The sequence below is a fragment of the Duganella sp. GW821-FHT07F09 genome, assembly GCF_059418705.1.
Window position 1 is genome coordinate 382,671 of the sequence record NZ_JBWKQJ010000008.1, and the last position, 23,312, is coordinate 405,982.

The 23,312-nt window shown below is 67.4% G+C and carries 18 protein-coding genes; 9 read left to right on the plus strand and 9 right to left on the minus strand.

Annotated elements, in window-relative coordinates; translation table 11 throughout:
* Positions 1-34 precede the first annotated feature (34 nt).
* From AC07P1_RS22420 to AC07P1_RS22435, 4 genes are read right to left on the minus strand one after another with little or no spacing between them, the layout of a single operon-like run.
* Positions 35-1,342 carry a right-handed parallel beta-helix repeat-containing protein gene (locus AC07P1_RS22420; RefSeq protein WP_494697912.1) on the minus strand — a complete coding sequence of 436 codons (1,308 nt, stop codon included), beginning with the start codon at positions 1,340-1,342 and terminating at the stop codon, positions 35-37.
* Between the two features lie 55 nt (positions 1,343-1,397).
* A complete protein-coding gene (locus AC07P1_RS22425) occupies positions 1,398-1,922 on the minus strand; it encodes a hypothetical protein (RefSeq protein ID WP_494697913.1) in 525 nt (174 codons plus the stop codon).
* Positions 1,912-3,042, minus strand: coding sequence for a glycosyltransferase (locus tag AC07P1_RS22430; RefSeq protein WP_494697914.1), 1,131 nt, complete (start codon positions 3,040-3,042; stop codon positions 1,912-1,914). The genes AC07P1_RS22425 and AC07P1_RS22430 overlap by 11 nt, the downstream gene beginning before the upstream one ends.
* 38 nt (positions 3,043-3,080) lie before the next feature.
* Positions 3,081-4,067: a sulfurtransferase gene (locus AC07P1_RS22435; RefSeq protein WP_494697915.1), complete on the minus strand. Its 987-nt coding sequence runs from the start codon at positions 4,065-4,067 to the stop codon at positions 3,081-3,083.
* 150 nt (positions 4,068-4,217) lie between these two features.
* On the opposite strand from AC07P1_RS22435, the gene AC07P1_RS22440 reads away from it, so the two are divergent.
* Both AC07P1_RS22440 and AC07P1_RS22445 read left to right on the plus strand, forming a co-directional pair.
* Positions 4,218-5,342, plus strand: coding sequence for an ATP-binding protein (locus tag AC07P1_RS22440; protein WP_494697916.1), 1,125 nt, complete (start codon positions 4,218-4,220; stop codon positions 5,340-5,342).
* 47 nt (positions 5,343-5,389) lie between these two features.
* Positions 5,390-5,839, plus strand: coding sequence for a response regulator (locus tag AC07P1_RS22445; protein WP_494697917.1), 450 nt, complete (start codon positions 5,390-5,392; stop codon positions 5,837-5,839).
* Here AC07P1_RS22445 and AC07P1_RS22450 read toward each other — a convergent pair.
* The 3 genes from AC07P1_RS22450 to AC07P1_RS22460 all read right to left on the minus strand — a co-directional run bounded on the left by AC07P1_RS22450 (position 5,836) and on the right by AC07P1_RS22460 (position 9,347).
* Positions 5,836-6,996: a sensor histidine kinase gene (locus AC07P1_RS22450; RefSeq protein WP_494697918.1), complete on the minus strand. Its 1,161-nt coding sequence runs from the start codon at positions 6,994-6,996 to the stop codon at positions 5,836-5,838. The two genes, AC07P1_RS22445 and AC07P1_RS22450, sit on opposite strands and share 4 nt — an antisense overlap.
* Before the next feature lie 175 nt (positions 6,997-7,171).
* Complete coding sequence (locus AC07P1_RS22455; protein WP_494697919.1) at positions 7,172-7,381, minus strand: GlsB/YeaQ/YmgE family stress response membrane protein; 210 nt, start codon at positions 7,379-7,381, stop codon at positions 7,172-7,174.
* Between the two features lie 205 nt (positions 7,382-7,586).
* Positions 7,587-9,347: a glycoside hydrolase family 2 protein gene (locus tag AC07P1_RS22460; protein WP_494697920.1), complete on the minus strand. Its 1,761-nt coding sequence runs from the start codon at positions 9,345-9,347 to the stop codon at positions 7,587-7,589.
* Between the two features lie 47 nt (positions 9,348-9,394).
* Between AC07P1_RS22460 and AC07P1_RS22465 the strand changes: the two genes are divergently transcribed.
* From AC07P1_RS22465 to AC07P1_RS22475, 3 genes are all read left to right on the plus strand, one after another.
* Positions 9,395-9,676 carry a hypothetical protein gene (locus AC07P1_RS22465; protein WP_494697921.1) on the plus strand — a complete coding sequence of 94 codons (282 nt, stop codon included), beginning with the start codon at positions 9,395-9,397 and terminating at the stop codon, positions 9,674-9,676.
* Between the two features lie 103 nt (positions 9,677-9,779).
* Positions 9,780-12,407: an NAD(P)-binding protein gene (locus AC07P1_RS22470; protein ID WP_494697922.1), complete on the plus strand. Its 2,628-nt coding sequence runs from the start codon at positions 9,780-9,782 to the stop codon at positions 12,405-12,407.
* Positions 12,408-12,534: 127 nt separating this feature from the next.
* The gene (locus tag AC07P1_RS22475; RefSeq protein ID WP_494697923.1) at positions 12,535-14,010 is read left to right on the plus strand and encodes an iron-containing redox enzyme family protein; all 1,476 of its coding nucleotides are present in this window, start codon (positions 12,535-12,537) and stop codon (positions 14,008-14,010) included.
* A gap of 20 nt (positions 14,011-14,030) precedes the next feature.
* Here the strand turns inward: AC07P1_RS22475 and AC07P1_RS22480 are convergent, their stop codons facing one another.
* The gene (locus AC07P1_RS22480) at positions 14,031-15,047 is read right to left on the minus strand and encodes a chemotaxis protein CheB (RefSeq protein ID WP_494697924.1); all 1,017 of its coding nucleotides are present in this window, start codon (positions 15,045-15,047) and stop codon (positions 14,031-14,033) included.
* A 299-nt stretch (positions 15,048-15,346) separates the two neighbouring features.
* On the opposite strand from AC07P1_RS22480, the gene AC07P1_RS22485 reads away from it, so the two are divergent.
* Both AC07P1_RS22485 and AC07P1_RS22490 read left to right on the plus strand, forming a co-directional pair.
* Positions 15,347-16,261: a cyanophycinase gene (locus tag AC07P1_RS22485; RefSeq protein ID WP_494697925.1), complete on the plus strand. Its 915-nt coding sequence runs from the start codon at positions 15,347-15,349 to the stop codon at positions 16,259-16,261.
* Positions 16,258-18,513: a cyanophycin synthetase family protein gene (locus AC07P1_RS22490; RefSeq protein WP_494697926.1), complete on the plus strand. Its 2,256-nt coding sequence runs from the start codon at positions 16,258-16,260 to the stop codon at positions 18,511-18,513. The genes AC07P1_RS22485 and AC07P1_RS22490 overlap by 4 nt, the downstream gene beginning before the upstream one ends.
* On the opposite strand, the gene AC07P1_RS22495 is transcribed toward AC07P1_RS22490, so the two are convergent.
* A complete protein-coding gene (locus AC07P1_RS22495; RefSeq protein WP_494697927.1) occupies positions 18,501-20,450 on the minus strand; it encodes a hybrid sensor histidine kinase/response regulator in 1,950 nt (649 codons plus the stop codon). The genes AC07P1_RS22490 and AC07P1_RS22495 overlap by 13 nt on opposite strands.
* 246 nt (positions 20,451-20,696) lie before the next feature.
* Between AC07P1_RS22495 and AC07P1_RS22500 the strand changes: the two genes are divergently transcribed.
* Together AC07P1_RS22500 and AC07P1_RS22505 are read left to right on the plus strand one after the other, a co-directional pair.
* Positions 20,697-21,344 carry a TOL_0243 family YfiR-like periplasmic protein gene (locus AC07P1_RS22500; protein WP_494697928.1) on the plus strand — a complete coding sequence of 216 codons (648 nt, stop codon included), beginning with the start codon at positions 20,697-20,699 and terminating at the stop codon, positions 21,342-21,344.
* The gene (locus AC07P1_RS22505; RefSeq protein WP_494697929.1) at positions 21,344-23,263 is read left to right on the plus strand and encodes a sensor histidine kinase, YfiR-like protein-associated; all 1,920 of its coding nucleotides are present in this window, start codon (positions 21,344-21,346) and stop codon (positions 23,261-23,263) included. Before AC07P1_RS22500 ends, AC07P1_RS22505 begins: the two co-directional genes overlap by 1 nt.
* The last annotated feature ends 49 nt before the right edge of the window (positions 23,264-23,312 follow it).

Here is a 23,312-nt window from a genome sequence, read left to right on the forward strand (position 1 = left end):
GCTAATCCGCCCTACGTGTCTCCGAGGAAGGCCATCACTGCGCCGACTCGAACGCCCCCAGATCCGGCGCCGCCCCATTGAACGGCAAGCCGACATTGACGCCCTTGCCGATCAAATCGCTGGTCGGGCGCAAACGATAACTGCGCAACACCGGCAAGCTGCCATCCGCTTGGCGCGGCGCGTCCCAGCCGCTGGCCGACACATCCTCGAAATCGCCGTCGCTGATCTGCACCGGCAACGTCCACGAATTATTCGTCATATCCAAACCCGCCGTATTCGACGTCGCCGTGCCCTTGTACGCCAGGTTGTTGCGCAGGTTGCCGAAGTTCACCGCCGAACCATCCGGCGCGATCCCCAGCATGTTGTAGTTCACCCCGTTGCCGAACGACGTATTGTTAAAGAAATCAATGGCCAACGGATGGTGGTTGGCATAAAAGCCCGCCGCCTTGTTGGCGAACGCCACCGAAAACCGCACCGTGTGCTTGACGCCGTTGGCGACATACGCGCCACCATAACCACCGGCCTTGATGCCGTTGCCATTGCCCGCCGCCAGCGGCGTGGTCGTCCCCGGCAAATAACCATGCTGCCACGCCCACGAATTTTCTATCGTCACCGGCGAGAACGCGTTGATCAGGTCGAACCCGTCATCGGTGTTCATCCACGCGCGGCAACCCCGGAACACATTGCCCGGCTGGTTGGCCTTGACGTGCGCGCCGAAGCCGTCGGCGCTCTGCCCGGCCCCGTTGGACGTGTACGGATCGTAGTTGTGATGCGAATCGCTGTTCAGCACCAGGTTGTTGGAACCGTTTTGGATGAACAAGCCCGGCCCCATGTTGTGGTGCAGGTTGAGCAGCTCGAAAACGTTGTTGCTGCCGCTGTTCCACACGCCCCACGACTCGTGGTTCAAGCGGTTGCCCGGTTGCTGCGGCGCGCCGGTCACTTCCAGCCCCTTCAGGTGGACCCAGCTGGCCGTGACATTGAAACCTTTGACGCGGCAATCATCCTTCATCGCGGAAAAATCGAACACCGGCGTCTCGCCCGGATACGCCCAGTAGCGGATCGGCTGGCCGGCGTTTCCGCTCTTGTTGAGCGTAATGGCGTTGACGATCGCCGTCCTGCTGGCGCAGACCTCGACGCCGGCCGTATACGCATACTTACCTCCACGGAAGTAGACGGTGTCGCCGGCCTGGGCCTGGGTCTGCGCACGCGCGATCGAGGCCCATGGCGCCGCTTGCGTGCCGGCGGCGTTGTCGCTGCCACCGGGGGCGACGTAATAGTTGGTAGCGAACGCCGGCGCGGCGGCGAACGAAAGGAACAGAAGCGCGCTGAGTGGTGTTTTCATCGCTCCCATTGTAGAGGGCACCGGAGCGTTCTTACGGCACCGAACGGAAAAATCATCAAACTGATCGGCTCCGCCGCGCGAACGCCGACTTCGTCATCGGCGCGCGCGACTCCAGCAAAGCGCCCAGCAGATGCTGGGCGTGGCGCAGCAGCGCCGGATGCGCGGCGTCGGCCGGATGCAAGCCCAGGCGCACCAGCCCGGCCGCCCCCATGCACGCCGCCTGCGCCACGGCCAGACGCGGCGACAGCTGGCGTCCGCTGCGGTTGCGCGCCGCGTAGACCAGGCTGGGCGACCAGATGCGCCGCCGCGGCGACAGCAGGTGGAAATGGGTCCAGGTGGTGGTGTAGGAAAACGGCGCCTTGCGCAGCGCCAGTTCGTGGCCGCGCGCCAGCAACGCCGTCAGCATCGCCTCGTAACCGGGGTCCGCGCGGTCGTGGCCGTGATAGCACGGCACCACCAGCAAGGTCAGCGGAATATCGGCCACCTCCCCTATCGCCGCGAGCAAGCGCTGGCAGGCCGGCCAGGTGGCCGGCGCCACGTCGTGGATCGAGACGCACAGCGCCTTGCGCTCAGTCGGCAAGACAGCCCTCCGCATCGGGTACGGCCCGCCGCCGCGACGCCAGCAAACCGGTGTAGCGCTCCATCAGTTGCGGCATGACGCGGTTCCAGTCGAAATGCGCGCACGCCTTGTGGCGGGCGTTGGCGCCCAGCCGCGCCATGTCCGAGCCGAACAGCGCCGCGATGCCGTCGCTCAGACTGTTCGCGCAGTCGGGCCGCACCACCAGGCCCGTGCCGGGGTCGATCAGCTCGGCCACGCCGCCGCCCGTGCCCAGCACCGGCAGGCCGCAGGCCATCGCCTCCAGCGCGATCAGGCCGAAGGTTTCGCCGTCGGCGGGATGGGTCAGCAGATCGCAGCCGGCCAACAGCCGCGCCAGCCGGCCGGGGTCGCGCTCGAACGGCAGTATGGTGCTGTTGGGTGAAGCCGGCAACGCGCCGCCGCCGCCGATCAGCAGCAAGTGATACGGACGGCCGAGTCGCCGCACCGCCTCGATCAGCACGCCCAGTTTTTTCTGGGGTGTGAAGCGGCCCGCGTAGACCAGCAGCCGGGCTCCGGCGGACAGGCCGAGACGGTCGCGCAATCCCGCATCGCGCCGCGCCGGACTGAATATGTCGGTGTCCACACCCAGCGGCTGGTGCACGGCGTCCGTCACACCCAGTTGGTCCAGCCGATGCACCATCAGCCGGCTCGGCGCGAGCACCAGGTCGAACTGCTGATAGACATGCCGCAGATACCTGGCGGCGATGGCGGCCGCGCGCGGACCGAAACGCTCGCCCACCAGCGCGTGCAAATCGGAATGATAAAAGCCGATCAGCGGCACGCGCAGCCGGCGCCGCACCCGCAGCGCGGCCAGCGCGCACGGTCCGGCGTCGCCGACCTCCAGCAGATCGGGCCGGCAGCGCTGGGCGATGCGCGCCGGCGTGCGCAACGAGCGCGGCAGGCGGTAACCGTTTATGCCAGGAATCGCGATGCCGGGCAAGGCGATGACCGACGGCGCCAGGCCGCAACGCCGTACGCTCGGGCTGAGTATCGTATGGCGCGCGTGGCCGTCGCGCGCAAGCCAGCTGGACTTGGCGTTGAGATAGCTGCTGATGCCGCCGCCTTCTTCGGCGTAGTACATGGTGATGTCGAGAACATGCATGATAGGACTTGGGGAGGAAGACCCCACGTTAGCATTCGCTACCGGCCCAAAGTTTGATCCGGATCAATCGGGCAAATATCCGGCCCGCCCGCCGTGCTCCACTCCAGCCAGCCCCCGTCGTACACGCTGATACGCGGCCAGCCCATCAACCAGGCATAAAAAAACGCCATCGAGGCGCGCCAACCCGTGCCGCAATAAAACCCGATCCGCAAACCCTCGACGATGCCGTGCTCCCGCCATTGCAGGACAATCTCGGCGGCCGGCTTCATGCGTCCATCGGCAAGGTGGTAGGCGCTCATACTGTTGACGTCGCCATCGGCCCCGGCCCGGCCCCAGCGCGCGCCGGGAATATCCCCGCGCGCCGCGATATAACTGTAGCCGGACACTTTGCCAAGAAACTCCGCCTCGCTGCGGATGCTGACCAGCGCGCCATCGGCCGCCGACAGCAACGCCCGCGCCCGGGGCGTACCGATAAGATATTCCGGATGGGCGGGGAAAGGGACGCCGAAATCCGCGGCCGCGTCGCCGGCGCCCAAACGGACCGGTCCCTGCGCGCAGGCGTGGCCGCCGGCCTCCCACGCCGCGAAACCGCCGTCGAGCAGACGCACATCCGCGACGCCCGCGTACAACAGCAGATGCGCCAGCCGCGCGGCCGCCAGGTTGTTACGCCCATAGAGGATGACGGTGGTGTCGTGGCGTATCCCGCGCGACAGCAAAAGGGCCAGCACCACGTCGTCGGCGCGCTTGTTCCACAACGGTTCCGCTTCGAACGCGCGGGTGTCGATGTACGCGGCCCCGGGAATGTGCGCGTGCTCGTACAGCGCCGCGCAACCGCAGCCGACCTCGAACAGACGCCAGCCCGGTGCGGGCGGCGCCTCCACCTCCCCGCCGGCGGCCAGCGCCGCCAGCCAACCGGGCGTGACCAGCTGGCGCCAGCGTACCAGGTCGGTGCGAAACGGCGCGACGGCCTTCATCTCCTGCATATCCAATGTTCCAAACACGCCCGGCGGCGACAAGGCCGCCATTTTACGCTCAACCGCATCAAGCGGTCGGGATGGCCTGCCCGCCCGCCGTTGGTTAGCTACCGCACCCAACCGCGCTGGCGCCGATGCTACAATCGAAATTCCCTTTCGATGCGGCTGGCGCGGACTCGGGCAACCTGAGGCACGAACCAAATGACCGCAAACACTCTCTCGTCGTTTATCCGCGACAATATCGAGCCCCTGCTGCAAGCGTGGGAGGATTTCGCCCGCACGGTGGAGCCGCCCGCCCTGACGATGGATGACGTCGAACTGCGCGACCACGCGCACCAGATGCTGATCGCCTTCGCACACGACCTGGAAACCATGCAATCCGAGCACGAGCGCGTGGAAAAGTCCGAGGGCCGGGGCGACCGCGGCGCCGGCGACACGGCCGCCGAAACGCACGCCGAGGCCCGCCTGCTGTCGGGGTACACGGTGGTCCAACTGGTCTCCGAGTACCGCGCGCTGCGCTCGAGCGTCTTGGCGTTGTGGAGCAAGGAAACGGTCGGCGACACGTCCGCGATGATGGACGACATGACCCGGTTTAACGAAGCCGTCGACCAGGCGCTGGCCGAATCGGTCGCCAGGTACGAACACCTGGTCAAGCAGTCGCGCGACATGTTCCTGGCGATCCTCGGCCACGATTTGCGCAATCCCCTTTCCGTATTGACCAGCGGTTCCAGTTTCATCATGCAAGCGTCCGACATACCGCCGAAGTATGTTCTGGCGGCGACCCGCATGTTCAACGGCGCCAAGCGCATGGCCGGCCTGATCAGCGATCTGATCGATTTCACACGCACCCGCCTCGGCCCGGGCATCCCCATCGATGCCAAAAACGGCGACCTCGTCGGGATTTGCAACCAGGTCATCGGCGAACTGCCCACCTATCATTCCGAGCGCCAGATCGTGCTCAACGCCCCGCCCCGGCTGGACTGCCCGCGCGATGCGGGGCGCATCGGCCAGATGTTGTCCAACCTTGTCGGCAACGCCATCCAGCATGGCATGCCCGACAGTCCGATCGTCGTCGAATTGCACGGCGACGACCGCGAAGTGACCATTTCCGTGACCAATCAAGGCCCGGCCATCCCCGCCGCCCGCTTCAACAGCATCTTCGATCCCCTGGTGCGCATCGGCGCCGACGGCGACGCGACGGAAAGCACCAGCCTCGGTATCGGACTGTTCATCGCAAGGGAGATCGCCCGCGCGCACCACGGCGACGTGACGGTCGCCTCCGACGCGGTGGCCGGCACCCGCTTCACCGTGACGATTCCCCGCTGAGGCGATCGCCCGCACCACCAGAATTACCGCGACAGAGACAAACCATCATGCACACCGCAAGCGACCACCACCTTTCCCGCCAACGCCCCGCCGGCCGCGCCTTCCCGCCCGGGACGGCCGGCCCGCGCGCATCCGGCGCGGCGCTGCCCGGCCCACGCACGGTGCTGGTCGTGGACGACCAGCACGACCTGGCCGATATGGCCGAAATGCTGTTGAACGCCCACGGGATGGAGGTCAGGGTGGCGTATTCGGCCGAGGAGGCGTTGGCCATCCTGCGCGCCGACCCGACCATCGACGCCGTCTTCTCCGATATCGCCATGCCCGGCATGACCGGGCTGCAACTGGCCGGCATCGTGGAAAGCAACTACCCGCACATCAAGATCGTGCTGACCTCGGGTTACACCCACCCGGCACTGCTGGCCGCCCGCCGGGATTCGGTGTCGTTCATCACCAAACCCTACAGCATCGACAAGGTCATCGCCATGTTGCGCGGTTAGCGCGCGCGCGACCGCGAACCGCGCAGGTCGAGCGTCCTGGGCAAGCGCACCGTGAAAACCGTGCCGCACGAGGGACCCGACTCGACGCTGATCGAGCCGCCATGCGCGGTCGTGATCTCGCGGGCGATGAACAGGCCCAGGCCGAGACTGGCGTTCATGGGCCCTTTTTGTTCGCTGGACACGGACAGCTGAACCAATGGATCGAAAATCGCCCGCAACGACTCCTTGGCGATTTCGCGCCCGAAGTTTGTCACCGTCACGGTGACCTCGTTTTTTCCGCCATGTGCCGCCAGGGTCACCGGCTTTTTGCCGCTCCGATATTGTGCCGCGTTGTTGAGCAAGTTGGAGAACACCTGGGACAGTCGGGGCGCGTCGAAATCACCTATCATGTCACCGTCGCACCGCAACAGGAATTCGCAGTCGGGATGGGCCGTGCCCGCCTCCTCGACGGCGAATTGGCAGATGTCCTGCAGGTCCGCCAGGCTGGGCGAAACAGGCATCTTGCCGCCGAGCTCGGTTCGGGCGTATTCAAGCAAATCATTGACCATCGTCGTCATCGCCACCGCGCTGCGCCTGACCCGCACGCCGATCTGGGCCGTGCGCTCGGTGCCCTCGCCTGGCCGCGTGAGAAAGACGCCCGCCATCGACATCGTCGCCAGCGGCGTACGCAGGTCGTGTCCCAGGATGGCCAGAAAGGTGTCGCGCGCGCGATCGGTTTTTTGGGCGTACTGGACCGCGGATTCCTGCAAGGCCTGGTCTATGCCTTCATGGAATGCCGACAGGTCTTCCGCTGTGGCCTTGGTGACCGACCTGACCGTTGGCATCCAAAGCCGCAGCACGCTCGCGCGCAGCGCCCGATACGCCGCCGTCAGTTGCGGCAGCGTGAAACCGCCCGATTGCCGCGCCCCGCCATGCGCGGCCGCCGCCGTCTCCGGACCCGTGGTCACCGGAACCTGCCCGACCGACTTGTCACGTTTCTGCTTCGGCGTTTCGGCGGCGTCCAGTCCGGCCGCGATCGTCAACAAGATTTCGCGCGCGTGATCTTTCAACTCGACCACGGAATGTTCCAGCGAAGCGGGCTGGAGGGTCCGGGCGAAAGCGATGAATTCCGCCACAATCTCGTCCATGTGCGCGGTGATAAATGCGGCTAGTTTCATATAAACCTCGGCTGGCTTGTGCGTCGGAACCACGATACACCAGATTGAGGAAAATCAATGTTCTGCTCCGGATCCGCCTGGCGATCCGAAAGCAAGGCGGCCACGCGGGGCGCGCACAAACAAAAACACCGCCTGCGAAGGCGGTGTTGAAGGATGCGCCGGTAGCGCCGCGCCGTTAGCGCGCTCGTCCGCGGAACACCAGGTTGGCGATCGCCAGCAGCACCACCGCGCCGAGGAACGAGACGCCCAGCGAACCGAGGCTGAAGTCGCCATCGTTGATGGTCCCCGTGCCCAGCAACGGCGCGATCACCAGGCCGCCAAGGAATGCACCGACGATGCCGACGATGACATTCAAGAAGATACCCTGTTGGGCATCCGTGTTCATTACTTTGCTCGCAATCCAACCCAGCAGACCGCCTACAATAATCCATCCTAAAAAGTTCATTTTCTTCTCCCTGAGACTATGTAGTTAAACCCCACGCCGCGCGGTCGAACTATCGCGACCAGTGAATTCTACAACCAGCTCAGCCGCACCTTGTCAGCACACGACTGCTGATGACGTAGGACTGGAGCGCATGCTGGGCGGGGAGTCACTCGTCGCTGTTGCGCGTGGCGGCGCTAATCTGCGCCAGCGGCACCTTGGGACTGCGGTCGGCGTTCAGCAAGCCGTTGGTTTCCTGGAAGGTGTCGGCGAACTGGGTGTAGCAAAAACCGGAGAACATCACCGTCTCGTTGACCACCTTGAGCAGGGTGCGGTAGCGGTTCAGATACGTCTCGGCGTCGCCCACGCGCGAATAGCCCCAGGTGTGGTGCGCCGGCGCGTTCGGATCGAAGGCGATGCCGCCGAACTCGGTCAGCACGATCGGCTGGCCCCGGTGCGGGAAGCCGTCCAGGGTCAGGATGCGTCCGCCCGGACGGCGCTGGTCGAACAAGGTGCGCACCGGATCGGTGACGGCGTAGCGCTGCCGCAGCTTCTCCGGATCGGCGTCGTAGTCGTGGATGCCCAGGATGTCGGTGGCCGACGCCTCCCAGCCGTCGTTGCCGATCACCGGCCGCGTGGCGTCGAGCATGCGCGTCATGTGGTACAGCGCCTCGACGGCGTTGCGGTGCGCCTGCGTCGACGTCAGGTTGGGCACGCCCCACGATTCGTTGAACGGCACCCACACGATCACGCACGGATGGCTGTAATCGCGTTCGATCGCCTCGGTCCACTCCTTGATCAGCCGCGTCATCGCGCGCGGGCTGAAGGCGTAGGCCGACGGCATCTCCTCCCACACCAGCAGCCCCAGCCGGTCGGCCCAGTGCAGGTAGCGCGGGTCCTCGATCTTCTGGTGCTTGCGCACGCCGTTGAAACCCATCTCCTTGGCCAGCTCGACGTCGCGGCGCAGCGCGTCGTCGGACGGCGCCGTCATCAGGGTGTCGGGCCAGTAGCCCTGGTCGAGCACCAGCCGCAGCGGATACGGCCGGCCGTTGAGCATGAAGCGGTCGCGGTTGATCGCCACCGAACGCAGCGCCGTGTACGAGCGCACGGTGTCGAGCACCTCGTCGCCGCAGTACAGGGTCAGCTCCGCGTCAAGCAAGGTCGGCCGCTCCGGGCTCCACAGCAGGTCGTTGCGCGAATCGTCGATGCCCGGGTCCGACAGGACGATCTTGCGGTTCGCCGCCCGGCCCACCAGCAGGTAGCGGTCGGCCGCCAGCAGCACGCCGTTGTGCAGTAGCCGCACCGACACCGCCAGGTTGTTGCGGATATCACCGCCGGCCAGCACCTCGCAGCCCATCTCGAAGCCGTCGAACACCGGCGTCCAGCGCAGCGAACCGATGTAGGTCGCCGGCAGCGACTCGAGCCACACCGTCTGCCAGATGCCGGTGGTGCGCGGATACCAGATCGAGTGCGGCTCGGGCTGCCAGTCCTGCTTGCCGCGCGGCTTGGCCAGGTCGCCCGGATCGTCCTCGACATGCACGGTGACAGTCTGGGTCGGGCCCTGCGCCAGCGCGTCGGTGATGTCGGCGTGGAACGGCGTGTGCCCGCCTTCGTGCTCGGCCACCAGCACGCCGTTGACCCACACGCGCGCGTGATAGTCGACCGCGCCGAAATGCAGCATCGTGTGGGCGCCGCGCTGGTCGAGGTCAAAGGTGCGCCGGTACCAGCACGCCATATGGAACGATTCGTCGCCGATGCCGCTGGCCTTCGATTCCGGCGCGAAGGGAACGTTGATGCGCGCGCTCCAGTCGATCGGATCGCCCGGGTGGCTGAAGCGCTGCTCGTGGTCGAAGGCGAACTCCCATTCGCCGTTCAGGGACTGCCACGCGTCGCGGACCAGTTGCGGTCTCGGATATTCAAACTGGCTCATGCGCATCCTTTTCGTCGAGGCCGCGCCGATTGCGCGGCGAAAAAAGAATGCTAGCAATCTTAGCTGCGCAATGCATTTCAATTTCAACCGAACCAAGCAAATCGGCGCAAAAAAAACGGCGAAGTGCGGCTGATTTACAACTGCTTTTCCTAGCGGAATTGAAAAGAAAAAATAGCCGATCGTTGCTAGGATTGGCTGACATCTTTTCCGCCGCGCTGGCCCAGCGTGCGCGCAGAAACCGACGTCTCTTGGATACCACCATGTCAGCCATGCCTAAGCAAAACGCCCGTCAAATCAGGCTTTCCGGCCCGATGGGGGACGCCGCATGAGCGAGTCCAACAATAAGAACCGCGCGGCCGCGCTTCATTTTTTCGTGCCAGGCGTGTAACGCAGCTAACTACTAACGACCCGCAAGGGCACAGGGAGAACTTCATGAAAACCATCATCGTCTTTTGTCATCTGCGCTGGGACTTCGTCTATCAGCGTCCGCAACAACTCCTGTCGCGCCTGGCACAACATTACAAGATCGCCTTTATCGAGGAGCCGGTTTTCCACGATGGCGAGAGCTTCCTGCACAGCTCGTCGCCCGCGCCCAATGTCACCGTCTACCGCCCGCACACGCCGGTGCACGCGCCCGGCTTCCATGACGACCAGATTCCGCTGTTGCAACCACTGCTTGCCGAACTTATCCGTGGCGATGAGGCGCCCATCGTCTGGTTCTATACGCCGATGGCGCTGCCGCTGCTGCCGCCGCTGCACGCCGGCCTGGTGGTCTACGATTGCATGGATGAACTCTCCGCGTTCAAGAACCCGCCCAAGCAGCTGCTGCAGCGCGAGACGGCGCTGCTCAAGACCGCCGACCTGGTCTTCACGGGCGGCCCCAGCCTGTACGAGGCCAAGCGCGGGCGCCATGACAACGCCCATTGCTTCCCCAGCAGCGTCGACGCGGCGCACTTCCAGCAGGCGCTCGACCGCGGCCATGCCCATCCGCTGCACGCCGGCATCCCGGCTCCACGCCTGGGCTACTACGGCGTCATCGACGAGCGCTTCGACGCCCCGCTGCTCGCCGCGCTGGCCGACGCCCATCCGGAATGGCAATTGGTGATGGTCGGGCCGGTCGTCAAGATCGATCCGGCCACGCTGCCGCAGCGCCAAAACATCCACTACCTCGGCCAGCAGTCGTACGACGCCCTGCCGCACTTCCTGGCCGGCTGGGACGTGTGCCTGCTGCCGTTCGCGCTCAACGAGGCGACCCGTTACATCAGCCCGACCAAGGTACTGGAATACATGGCGGCCGAACTGCCGGCCGTCAGCACCGCCATCAAGGATGTCGAGGATCCCTATGGCGACATCGTCTGGGTGGCGCACAGCCACGAGGAATTCATCGCGTCCTGCGAGGCGGCGCTGGCGATGACGCCCGTGTTGCGCGCGGCGCTGGCCGACAAGATGCGCGCCGTCGTCGACAAGACCTCGTGGGAAGCGACCGCCGACGCCATGCGCGCGCTGCTGGCCGACACGCCGCCGTCGGGCAAAGGCGCCAAGCTCGGCCAGCAGGACGGCACGCGCGCGGCCACCGCCGAGGTGGCCGGCGGCGGCGCCGTCGTCAACCCCATGCGTCACGCGTCGGCCACGCAGCGCACCGGCTGCCTGATCGTCGGCGCCGGGCCGACCGGCCTGTCGGCCGCCTACCACCTCGGCGCCGACACCGTGCTGCTGGAGCGTAACGCCACGGTCGGCGGCTGGTGCCGCTCGATCCAGGACCAGGGCTTCACCTTCGACTACGCCGGCCACATCATGTTTTCCAACGACCCGTACGTGCTCAAACTGTACGACGTCCTGCTGGGTGACAACCAGCACTGGCAGATGCGCGAAGCCTGGGTCTACAGCAAGCAGGTGTTCACCCGCTATCCGTTCCAGGGCGCGCTGTACGGTCTGCCGCCGGAAGTCATCAAGGAATGCATCGTCGGCGCCATCGAATCGCGTTACGGCCTGGCCGACAAGGCGCAGAGCTGCCCCGCCGCCGGGGCCGATGTCGAGGATTGCTGCGCCGACGGCACCGCCGATGTCGCCAACAGCAGCGCCGGCGCGCTGTCGACCGCCGCCAAGGGCGAGGACTTCGAGCACTTCATCTACCGCGTGTGGGGCGCCGGCATCGCGCGCCACTTCGCCATCCCCTACAACAAGAAGTTGTGGACGGTGCCGCTGAACGAAATGGAAACGTCGTGGCTGGGCGGACGGGTGCCGCTGCCGGACCTGAACCAGATCATCGAAGGCGCGCTGGAGCCGGTCGCCAAGCCGATGGGGCCGAACGCCCGCTTCGGCTATCCCAAGCGCGGCGGCTTCCAGGCGCTGGTGTCGGGCTTCCTGCCGCACATACGCGGCAAGATCGAGCTCAACGCGGACGCGGTGTGCATCCTGCCGGACGAGCACACGGTGGTGCTGGCCGACGGCCGCCGCCTGCAATACGAGCAGTTGATCAGCACCATGCCGCTGCCGGAACTGGTGCGGCTGATCGGCGACGCGGCGCCGCCGGAGGTCCGGCGGGCGGCGGAGGGACTGAAGCATATCTCGATTCGCTGCGTCAACATCGGCATCGCCCGCACCGACGTCACCGACAAGCACTGGATCTACTATCCGGAGGACAGCATCTTCCACCGCATCTTCGTGCAGGGTAACGCCAGCCCGGAATGCAATGCGCCCGGTGGTTTCGGGTTCACCTGCGAAATCTCGTATTCGCCGTGGAAACCGTTGCCGCTGGACGGCGAGGCCTTGATCGAGCGCTGCATCGAAGACTGCATCAAGGTCGGCATGATGCGCGAGGACGACCGGGTGATCACGGCCAACCAGGTCGACATGCCGTATGCGTATGTGGTGTACGACCACGCCCGCGCGGACAATGTGGCGACGGTGCGCGCGTGGATGGAACAGCACGATATCGTGCTGGCCGGACGTTACAGCGAGTGGGAATATTACAACTCGGACCACGCCTTCCTGGCCGGCAAGAAAGCAGCGGAGCGGGTCGAGGCCAACCGGGGAGAAAGCGCCAAGACCGCCGGATAGCGAGCCATGTAAGCTCTGTCTTACACAAACACAGGGGAACGCCCCTTGGGCGCCTCCCCTGCTGCTGGGATAATTCACCGACAATACAGACGAGCTTGATGCCGTCTCACTTTTTCGGAAGAACACCATGTCCTTATTCGCCCAGGCATTGCCACACAGCATAGCCCCCAGCAACAACAGCGCCCATCCTATCCACAGCGCCGCCCCCAGCGCCGTCTACCGCGCCCTGTCGCCCGGCGCTCCCGCCGGCAACGACCGCGCGATGGCCCGCGCCTTCCTGGAACAGCAGCTACAGCAGGCACGCTTGCTGAGCTCCGACCTGCCCGGCGACCCGGCGGACATGGAATCCTGGATCGGCGAGCGCTCCGAGGCGATCGGCGCCGAATACAACGCCTACCTCAAGCAACGCCGCGACGGCGCCCCGCGCCGCTACTTCACCACCAAGGCCCACGCGCTGTTCTTCCTCAAGCACGTCGCCCCGACCAAGCTGGTCGACGGCGCTTGGCTGTACGGCGTGCTCGAGCGCTGGGACGACCCCGACTTCCGCCCGCTGATCCAAACCTATCTGGAAGAACTGGGCGACGGCGTGCCGGACAAGAACCATGTCGTGCTGTACAAAAAACTGCTGGCCAGCCACGGCTGCGACCAGTGGCAGGACGTCGAGGAAACCCATTTCGTGCAGGGCGCGATCCAGCTCGCGCTGGCCTACGACGCCGAACACTTCCTGCCGGAGATCATCGGCTACAACCTCGGCTACGAGCAGCTGCCGCTGCACCTGCTGATCACCGCCTACGAGTTGAACGAGCTCGGCATCGATCCCTACTATTTCACCTTGCACATCACCGTCGACAACGGCGGCACCGGCCACGCCTTCAAGGCCGTGCAGGCGCTGCAACAATTGCTGCCCCGCTGCGGCGACACGGCCGCGTTCCTGCGCCGCGTGCAGGACGGCTATCGCCTCAACGATTTGGGCGCCAGCACCAACTCGGTCATCGCCGAGTTCGATCTGGAGGCGGAACTGGTGCACATCATGGCGGCGAAAAGCGTCGTCGGCAAGAACATGCACTCCGATTACTGCCGCGTCGGCGGTCGTGGCATCAACGACTGGCTGTCCGATCCGCGACAGATTCCCGCCATGCTGGGCGAGCTGGAAAAAGCCGGCTGGATCCAGCGCGGCCAACCGGCCGACAACAGCCGCTTCTGGCGCCTGATTCAAAGCGAGCGCGCCGAGATGTTCGGCGTGTTCAACGCCTACGAGCAACAGATTTTGAGCGACTGGATCGCCACGGCGCCCGGCGCAGCGGCCGCGCCGGCCGCCCGCACGCCGAGCTTCCGCGCCCGCCAGCGCGCGCTCGACACGCTGGGCCTGCATCACAGCCCGCGCAGCGGCGCCGCGCGCGGCATCATCCGCCACCATGTGGCCGACGCCGGCGCCAACGACGACGAAGCTGTCGGCGAACTGCGCCAACTGGAATTACAAGTGGCGTCCATGGGCAACAAGCAGGCGGCGATGCGGCTGCTGCAATCGCTGATGACGCCGGCGCGTCACCACAGCGCCGTCGGCTTGATGGCGACGCGCCTGTTCCGCCAGTTGATCGATTAGTCCAGCAACTAGTCGAGCGATTAGTCGAGCGATTGATCGAGCGGCTGGTCGCTGTCGGCCAGCAGCGCGCGCAGCGTTTCGGCTTGCGCGCGCGCCCGTTGCGCCAGCGTCGCATAACCGGGTTCCGGCGCCAAACTGCGCGCGGCGAATTCGGCCGCCAATTGCTCGGCCAGGCTTTCCTTCTCCTGCACCGCCCGCAAAGCGGACGACAGCGCGGCCTCGATCGCCGCTTCCTGCTGTCCGAGCAATGTCAACAAGGTGTAGCTGTGGCCGGTGTGGCAGCGGAAGCGGCACAAGCGCGTGTTATTCACTGAAAACAGATTGCCACCGCATTCGGGACAGCTGTATGGCGACGGCGTGGCGATCCGTTTAAGCTGCTTCATCTCGCCGATGCCGGAGGCGAACCGGTTCTCCACCCGCAGCCATTCAGGCGCCTCGCCGCCGTCGGCCATTCCGCGTCCCGGCCGGGCGTCCGCCCACTCGACCAGCGCGCCGGCAATGCCGGTCGCCGGCATGCAAAGGTCGACCTCCACCTGTGCGATGGCGTGACGGGGCATGTCGGGCACGCTGGCGTCTGCCGGGTCCTGCACGAAGGCGGCCCCGCCGCAGGCTTTGATCGCCTCCAGGCCGGCCGCGCCATCGTCCAGATAGCCGGTCAGGATCACGCCGACGACGGCCTCGGCGCAGGCGATCGCCGCCGAACGGAACAAGGTGTCGATGGCCGGGCGCGTATAGTTTTCCTTGGGCCCGCGCTTCAGGACGGCGCGCAGCGCGCCGGCGTCGCGTTCGACCAGCATATGCCGGCCCGGCGGCGCGATCAACACCACGCCGGGAATCAGCGCCTCGCCGTCGCGGGCGTGCCGCACCGGCAACGCGCAGCGCGGCGCCAGCAAGGCGGGCAATACGCTGGGGTGGTCGCCCACATGCATCACGATTAATATCGGCGCCGGAAAGCCTGCCGGTATCCCCGCCAATATCGTCGTCAACGCCCCCAGGCCTCCGGCGGAAGCGCCGATCACCACCACAGCGTTCATCATGTCGCTTTCGGCGCACGCGGCGCCGCCTGTTTATCCGGCCGGTGGGTTTTTGCCCAGCAGCAGCGCGACCTTGCGCGCACCGGCAAAGCACTCCCGTCACGACGAATACCGATAGTAATCCACTTTTTACAGTGATGCCAACCCGAAAAGAAAACAGGTCGGGCCGCGCAGGTCGGGCCGAAGTAAGCGCCGGCTTACAGCATCACGGGCGGAACCGCCCTACCGCCGCGACCGGCTCCCTGCGACACTGCCTTAGCACCGAGCGCGACCCACCAACTTCACAGCCGACAACAAAAACCATGACACAAACCCTCCATACTCCGGGCAGTCCCAGCGGGGCCCTGATGATCATCGGCGGCGGCGAGGACCGCACCGACAACAAAGACATACTGGCCCGTTTCATCGCTTTGGCCGGCGGCCCCGGGCGCACGCTGGTGGTGTTGACGGCCGCCAGCAGGGTGCCCGGGGACGTCTGGGAAACCTACCGTGGCGCGCTGCGGGACCTCGGGGCGCACGACGTCGTCCACGTGCGCATCGACGGCCGCGCCGACGCCGACGACGCCGCCACGGCCGCGCTCGTGGCCGGGGCCAGCGGCATCTTCATGACCGGCGGCGACCAGAAGCGGCTGGTGGCCGCCATCGGCGGCACCGCCGTCGAGCGCGCGATGCGCGAGGCGCAAGCCACGCGCGGCGCCTGCATCGCCGGCACCAGCGCCGGCGCGTCGGCCATGTGCACGCATATGCTGGCCGAGGGCAAGGCCGAGCTGGCGCCCGAAAAAGGCGCGGTGCGCCTGGGCGCCGGGCTGGGCTTCGTGCACCGCGTGGTGATCGACCAGCACTTTTCGCAGCGCCAGCGGCTGCACCGGCTGCTCAGCGTGGTCGCCCAAAGTCCGTTCCTGCTGGGCGCCGGCATCGACGAGGACACCGCGCTGATCGTCCACGGCAGCGCCGGCTTCGAAGTCATGGGGGAAGGCACGGTCACGGTGCTGGACTGCCGCGCCGCCCAGACCAACATCGCCGACCTGCGCGCCGGCGCGGTGCCGACGCTGGTCGGCGTCGGCCTGCATGTGCTGCCGTCCGGCACCTCGTTTGCCGCCGCCGCCGAACCGGGGCTCGCGGTGGTGGACAGCCGCTTGCCCGACGCCGCCACGCCAGCACCGCGGGCGCTGGCCGACCTGTTGCATTTCCTCACAGACCGGACCTCCGAATCATGAACATCGTCGAGCAACGCATATTACGCGGTCCCAATTTATATTCCTCCCAGACCTGCATCCTGACGCTGCTGGCGCTGGAGCCGGACGGCCCGGCGCACACCAGCGAGATGCCCGGCTTCCATCGGCGCCTGCTTGACCTGCTGCCGTCGCTGCAAGCGCCCGGCCGGCACGGCGGCTTTGTGCTGGCCCCGCACCAGGGCGCCCATCTCGCGCACGTGGTCGAACAGGTCGCGCTCGCGCTGCAATGCCTGGCCGGCACGCCGGTCGACCTTGGACGCACCGATGCGGCCGGCGCGCCGGGGCACTACCGGGTGGTGTGCGCCTACCAGCTCGAACAGGTCGGCGTCGGCGCGGTTGCACTGGCCATCGCGCTGGTGGGCACGCTGGCCGGCGGTGGCGCCGGTGCCGGGGCGGCGCGGTCCGAAGGCGGGACGGCCGAGGCGCAACTGGCCGCCGGCCTGGCGGCGCTGCGCGAAATGGCGCAGCGGCAGGCGATCGGCACCAGCACCGGCGCCATCCTGGGGGCGGCCGCCCGGCAGGGCATCCCGTCGTCGCGGCTGACGCCGGAGGCCAACCTGTTCGTGCTCGGCTGGGGCGCGCGGCAAAAGCGCCTGCAGGCGAGCATCACCGGCGACAGCGGCCGCATCGCCGTTGGCATCGCCTCGGACAAGGAATTGACCAAGGCGCTACTGCGCGAAGCCGGCGTGCCGGTGCCCGAGGGCACGACGGTGCGCGCGCTCGAGCAGGCCCGGCGCGCGGCGCTGGAGCTGGGCGGACCGGTGACCATCAAACCACTCGACGGCAACCACGGGCGCGGCGTCACCACACGCTGCGCCACGCCGGAGCAAGTGGCGCTGGCGTTCGAGCGCGCGCGCGAGCACGGGCGCACCATCATCGTCGAACGGTATATCCGGGGCGACGACTACCGCGTGCTGGTCGCCGGCGGGCGCGTGGTGGCGGCCGCGCTGCGGCGCCCGGCCGCCGTCACCGGCGACGGCATCTCGACCGTGCGCGCGCTGGTCGAACGGGAAAACGCCAATCCGGCGCGCGGCGCCGGCCACAGCAACATCCTGACCCGCATCCCGCTCGACGGCCACGCCGAGACCACGTTGGCCGAACAGGGGCTGGCGTTCGACAGCGTGGCGGCGGCAGGTCGGCGCGTACTGTTGCGCGGCAACGCCAACCTGTCGAGCGGCGGCACGGCCGAGGACGTGACGGACCGGTTGCCGCCGCAAACGCTGGCCATGTGCGTGCGGGCGGTGCGCAAGATCGGGCTGGACGTCGCCGGCATCGACCTGGTGTGCGAGGACATCGGCGTGCCGCTCGACGGCAGGAACGGCGCGGTGATCGAGATCAACGCCGCGCCCGGCCTGCGCATGCACGAATACCCGAGCGCCGGCACGCCGCGCGACGCCGGCGCGGCCATCGTCGAATCGATGTTCGGCGCCGGCGACGGCCGCATCCCGGTGATCGCCGTCACCGGCACCCACGGCAAGACCGCCACCACCCTGATGATCGAGCACACGCTGCGCCGCGCCGGCATCGGCACCGGCTGCGCCCACGGCGAGGGCGTGTTCATCAACGGCGAAGCCATCACCCGGGGCGGCGACGGCGGCTACTGGTCGGCGCGCTCGGTGCTGGCCGCGCCCGAGGTCGAGTTCGCGGTGCTGGAGACGGCGCCGGGCGGGGTCCTCCAGCGCGGCCTGGCGTTCGACCGCTGCGAAGTCGCCGTGCTGCTCAACATCGGCGACCACCACCTTGATCCGGACGGCAGCGACACCATCGACGACCTGAGGCGGGTACCGGCGGTGGTGGCGCAGGCGGCCTCGTGCGCGGCTGTGCTCAACGCCGAGGACCAGCGCTGCGTGGCCGTCGGCGCCAGCCTCGACCCCGAGGTCGAAGTGATTTATTTCAGCTGCGAGGCGGCCAACCCGGTGCTGGTCGCGCATCTGGCGCGCGGCGGGCGGGCCGCCTGGCTCGAGCATGGCTCCCTGATGCTGGCCGACGGCGCGGCGCGCCGGCGCCTGCTGGAGGCGACGGCCGTCGCGGCCGCGCTGGACGGGCGGGCGCGACACGGCCTGGCCAACGCGCTGGCGGCGGCGGCCGCGCTGATGGCCGGCGAGCTCGGGTCCGTCGTGATCGCCGACGGCCTGCGCTCGTACATCCCGGCAGCGCCGCGACATCCGGAGCGCGTTTCCGTCGAGGCCGGCGCGGTCCGCCCGCGCCACAGCCAGCACTGCTACACGGCTTGACCGGGGCCGCCCGCCTTGCCGGCGTGGACGGTCTGCAGGATCTTGATCAGGTCGCTGAGCCGGTAAGGTTTGGGAATCAGGTCGAAGCTATCCAGCTCGGGACTCTGGTCTTGCAGGCTGGACCTGGTGTAGCCCGACGCCAGGATCACCTTGACATTTGGAAACTCGCGGCGCGTGATCTTGGCCAGTTCGATGCCGCCCATCCCCGGCATCACCACATCGGTGAACAGGATCGCGATGTCGCCGCTGGCGCGCAGCGTCCGCAGCGCCTCGACGCCGTTGTTGGCCGTCAGGACTTCGTAGCCGAGGTGGCTGAACAGCGCCACCGCCGTTTCCAGCACGTCCGGCTGGTCGTCGACCAGCAGCACCTTTTCCGATTTGCTGTGTCCGTTATCGGCGTGGGCGCCACCGGCATCGGCGATGGCCGGGAAATACAGCGCCACGGTGGTGCCCTCGCCCATCACCGACGTGATCGCCAGATCGCCCTGGCATTGCTGCGCCAGCCCGTAAACCTGGCTCAACCCCAGCCCGGTGCCCTTGCCCACGGCCTTGGTCGTGAAGAACGGTTCGACGGCGCGCGCCAGCGTCTCGGGCGGCATGCCGGTGCCCGAATCGGTGACGGCCACCCTGACGTAGCTACCGGCCGCCAACCGTCCGACGTCGCCGTCGGCCAGTCGCACCGTGTCGACGGCGACCGTCACCTCGCCATGGTCGGGCATGGCGTCGCGCGCGTTGACCACCAGATTGAGCAGCGCCGCCTCGAACTGGGTCGGATCGATCAGCACGCTGGGCAGGTCCTTCGCCACCTGCATGCGCAGCCGCGTGCGGCTCGGCACGGCGCGGTGCAACACGGCGTCGAACGAGCGGATCACGCGGCCGATGTCGTGCGCCTCGCGCCGCAGCGGCTGTTGCCGCGCGAACGCCAGCAACTGCTGGGTCAACGCCGCGCCGCGCTGCGCGGCCCGCTCCATCGCGTCCATGGCGCGGCCTTGCGTGGTGCGGTCGGCCACGGTGCGCAGGATGTCGAGCCCGTTCATGACGACATTGAGCAAATTGTTGAAGTCATGCGCGATGCCGCCGGTGAGCTTGCCGATCGCCTCCAGCTTCTGCGCCTGCAGCAGCGATTCGCGCGTGCGTTCGAGCTGCTCGGCGGCCAGGCGGCGCTCGGTGATGTCGCGCGTCACCTTGGCAAAGCCGAGCAGCTTGCCGCCGGCGTCGCGGATCGGATCGATCACCACGTTGGCCCAGAAGCTGGTGCCGTCCTTGCGCACGCGCCAGCCCTCGCGCTCGAACCGGCCCTCCGTCAGCGCCGTGCTCAGCGCCACGGCCGGCGCCCCGGCGGCCCGGTCCTCGGGGGTGTAGAACATCGCGAAACTCTTGCCGACCACCTCGTCGGCCTCGTAGCCCTTGATGCGCCGCGCGCCCTCGTTCCAGTTGGTCACCACGCCCTCGGGCGACAACATATAGATCGCGTAATCGGTCACGCCCTGCACCAGCAGCCGGAAGCGCTCCTCGCTGGCGTGCAGTTCGTCCTGCGCGGCGCGCTGCGCCGTGATGTCGCGCGTGATCTTGGTAAAGCCGAGCAACTCGCCGGCCTCGTCCCAGATCGGATCGAGCACCACGCTGGCCAGGAAGCGGCTGCCGTCCTTGCGCACGCGCCAGCCCTCGTCCTCGAACTTGCCGGTGGTCCTGGCCTGTTCCAGCACATGGGCCGGCCGGCCGCGCGCCTGTTCCTCGGCCGTGTAGAACACGGAAAAATGGCGGCCTACGATCTCGTCCTCGCGATAGCCCTTGAAGCGCTCGGCGCCGGCGTTCCAGGTGATCACCACGCCCTCGGGCGAGAGCGTGTAGATCGCGTAATCGGTGACGCTGACGATGAAATGGCGAAAGCGCTCGGCTTCGACCGCCTGGGTGGTCAACGGTTTTTCTTGCTGCATGAGGCATCCTCGTGACACGAAACGGTCGTGTAATCTCACCCCGAATTCTAAATGAGCCGCCGGGAAACCTTGCTGAGCAGGCTGTCAATCGTCCGTCCAGGACAAGAAGTCACTTGCAAGCACGGAGCCACTCCATCCGTCCCGGCGGCGTGGCTGCATGCGGCGTCGATGTTGTTATTCAACACAAACACCCATAGCTCATCTTGCACCAGTATAATTTTCCAAAGTGATCTAAAAGGAAACAAAATGCTTGGCAAAGTGAAAGGCGGGAGCTGGATGCCGACGCGCGCAGCCGCCCTTACGCTGACCCTGGCGTTGGCAACGTCCGCCGCCGCGCAGCCCCGCACGGTCGACGGCGCGGAGCTAGCCGAAATGGCCGATGCCGCCGCCGCGGCCACCGCCGCCGTCCACGACGAGCCGGACAGCGCGTCGGCGACCAGCGTGAAAGCCGGCTTCCTGTATAAATTCCTCGGCTACGTCGACTTCCCGGCCGGCCCGCTCGACCCCGGCGCGCCGTACGTCGTGGGCGTGGTCGGCGCCGAGGACATCGCCGCCGAACTGACCCGGCTGACCGCCGGGCGCCTGGTCAACAACCACGCCGTCGTGGTGCGCAAAATGCAGGGCGTCGACCCGTCCGGCGGCCTGCACCTGCTGTTCATCGGCGCGGCCGAAGGCGCCGACGAGGCGGCGCTGGTCAAGGCCGCGCAGCCGGCCGGCGTGCTGACGGTGACCGAATCGGCCACCGGCATCGAATCGGGCAGCGTCATCAATTTCCGCCTGGTCGACGAGCGCGTGCGCTTCGAGGTGTCGCTGGCGGCGGCCGACCGGGGCCGGCTCAAACTGAGCTCGCGCCTGTTGTCGGTGGCGTACGCGGTGCAGAAAGGCGGCGGCTGATGGGGTGGTTGGGTTTGCGCCTGGCCACGGTGCGCGCCAGGCTGATCGCGATGGCCCTGGCGACCACCGCCGCCGCCCTGCTGCTGTGCACCTGCGCGATGCTGTTCTACGAGCTGGGCACGTTCCAGCGTTCATGGATCGACGATATGCGCACCCAGGCCGAGTTGATCGCGCTGGCCAGCGCCCCGGCGATCAACTTCAACGACGCGCCGGCCGCGCGCAAGAACCTCGGCATGCTGCGCATGCGGCCGGAGATCCAGGCCGGCGCCATCTATACCAGCGGCGGCGCGATGTTCGCCTCCTACACCCAGGCCGCGCTGAAGACGCCGGTGTTCCTGGAAAAGCCGGGACCGCTGGGGCACCAGATCGTCAACGGCAGCCTGACCCTGTTCCACCCGGTTATCGAACATGGCGAGCGCATCGGCACGGTCTACCTGGAGGCGCGCTACCGCATCGGCGAGCGGGTGGCCTCGTACGGCTCGATCCTGGCCGTGGTCATGCTGTGCAGCCTGCTGCTGGCGGCGCTGGTCGCCTCGCGCCTGCAACGCAGCATCACCGCGCCGCTGGAAGGGGTCACGTCGGCGGCGCGCGCGGTCATCGAGCGGCGCGACTTCGGCCTGCGCGTGCCGGGCTCGGCGCCGGGCGAGATCGGCACCCTGGTCGACGCCTTCAACGCCATGCTGGCCGAGGTGGAGAAAAGCGCCAGCGGGCTGCTCGCCACCAACCGCACGCTGGAGCGCGAGATGGCGGTGCGCCAGGAGGCCGAGCGCGCGCTGCTGCTGGCCGACCGCCGCAAGGACGAATTCCTCGCCACCCTGGCGCACGAGCTGCGCAACCCGCTGGCGCCGATCAGGACCGGGCTCGACATCATGCGCATCAACCCGACCGACCTCGGCGCCGGGCAGCGCGCGCGCGGCATCATGGAGCGCCAGCTGCGCCAGATGGTGCGGCTGGTCGACGACCTGCTGGACGTGTCGCGCATCAACACCGGCAAGCTGGCCATCCAGCGCGACCTGGTCGACCTGCGGCAAGTCATCCACGACGCCTTCGAGATCGTGCGGCCGCTGGTCGAGCAGCAAGGGCATGTGCTGACGTCGGCGCCGCTGGCGCGCGCGGTGGTGATCGAGGGCGACGCCACGCGGCTGACGCAGATCCTGTCGAACCTGCTCAACAACGCCGCCAAGTACACCGGGCGCGGCGGGCGCATCGCGGTCGATGTCGAACTGGAGCAGCGGCGCGTGCGCATCCACGTGCGCGACAACGGCATCGGCATCGCGCCGGAGATGCGCGACGCCGTGTTCCAGATGTTCGTGCAGGCCGACGCCACGCTCGAGCGCACCACGGCCGGCCTCGGCGTGGGCCTGTCGCTGGCGCGGCGGCTCGCCGAGCTGCACGGCGGCGAGCTCAGCGTGCACAGCATGGGCCTGGGCTACGGTAGCGAGTTCGTGCTGGCGCTGCCCTTGCCCAAGCACATCGAGGCGCCGCCGGGGCCGGCCGGCGGACGGGCCGGCGCCGGCGAACGGACCGCGTCCGGCGGCCGGCGCATCCTGCTGGCCGACGACAACATCGACTTCGTCAACAGCATGGGGGCGTTGCTGGAATCGCGCGGCCATGTGGTCTCGGTCGCCTACGACGGCCAGAGCGCGCTCGACAACGCGGCCGCGTTCGAGCCGGAGTTCGCCTTCCTCGACATCGGCCTGCCGTCCCTCAACGGCTACGACCTCGCCCGCGCGCTGCGCGCCGTGCCCGCGCTGCGGCATACGGCGCTGGTGGCGGTCACCGGCTGGGGCCAGCAAAAGGACAGGGACTTGGCAAGGGAAGCCGGCTTCGACGCCCACCTGGTCAAGCCGGTCAGCTTCGAGCAAATCGAGGAAATGCTGCGTATCAAACCCTCGGGGGTCAGATACCGTCTTGAATAGCAAGCCCTTTCACCAAGTAATTGGAGTCGAAGGGCTTGCCGTTGTGGAT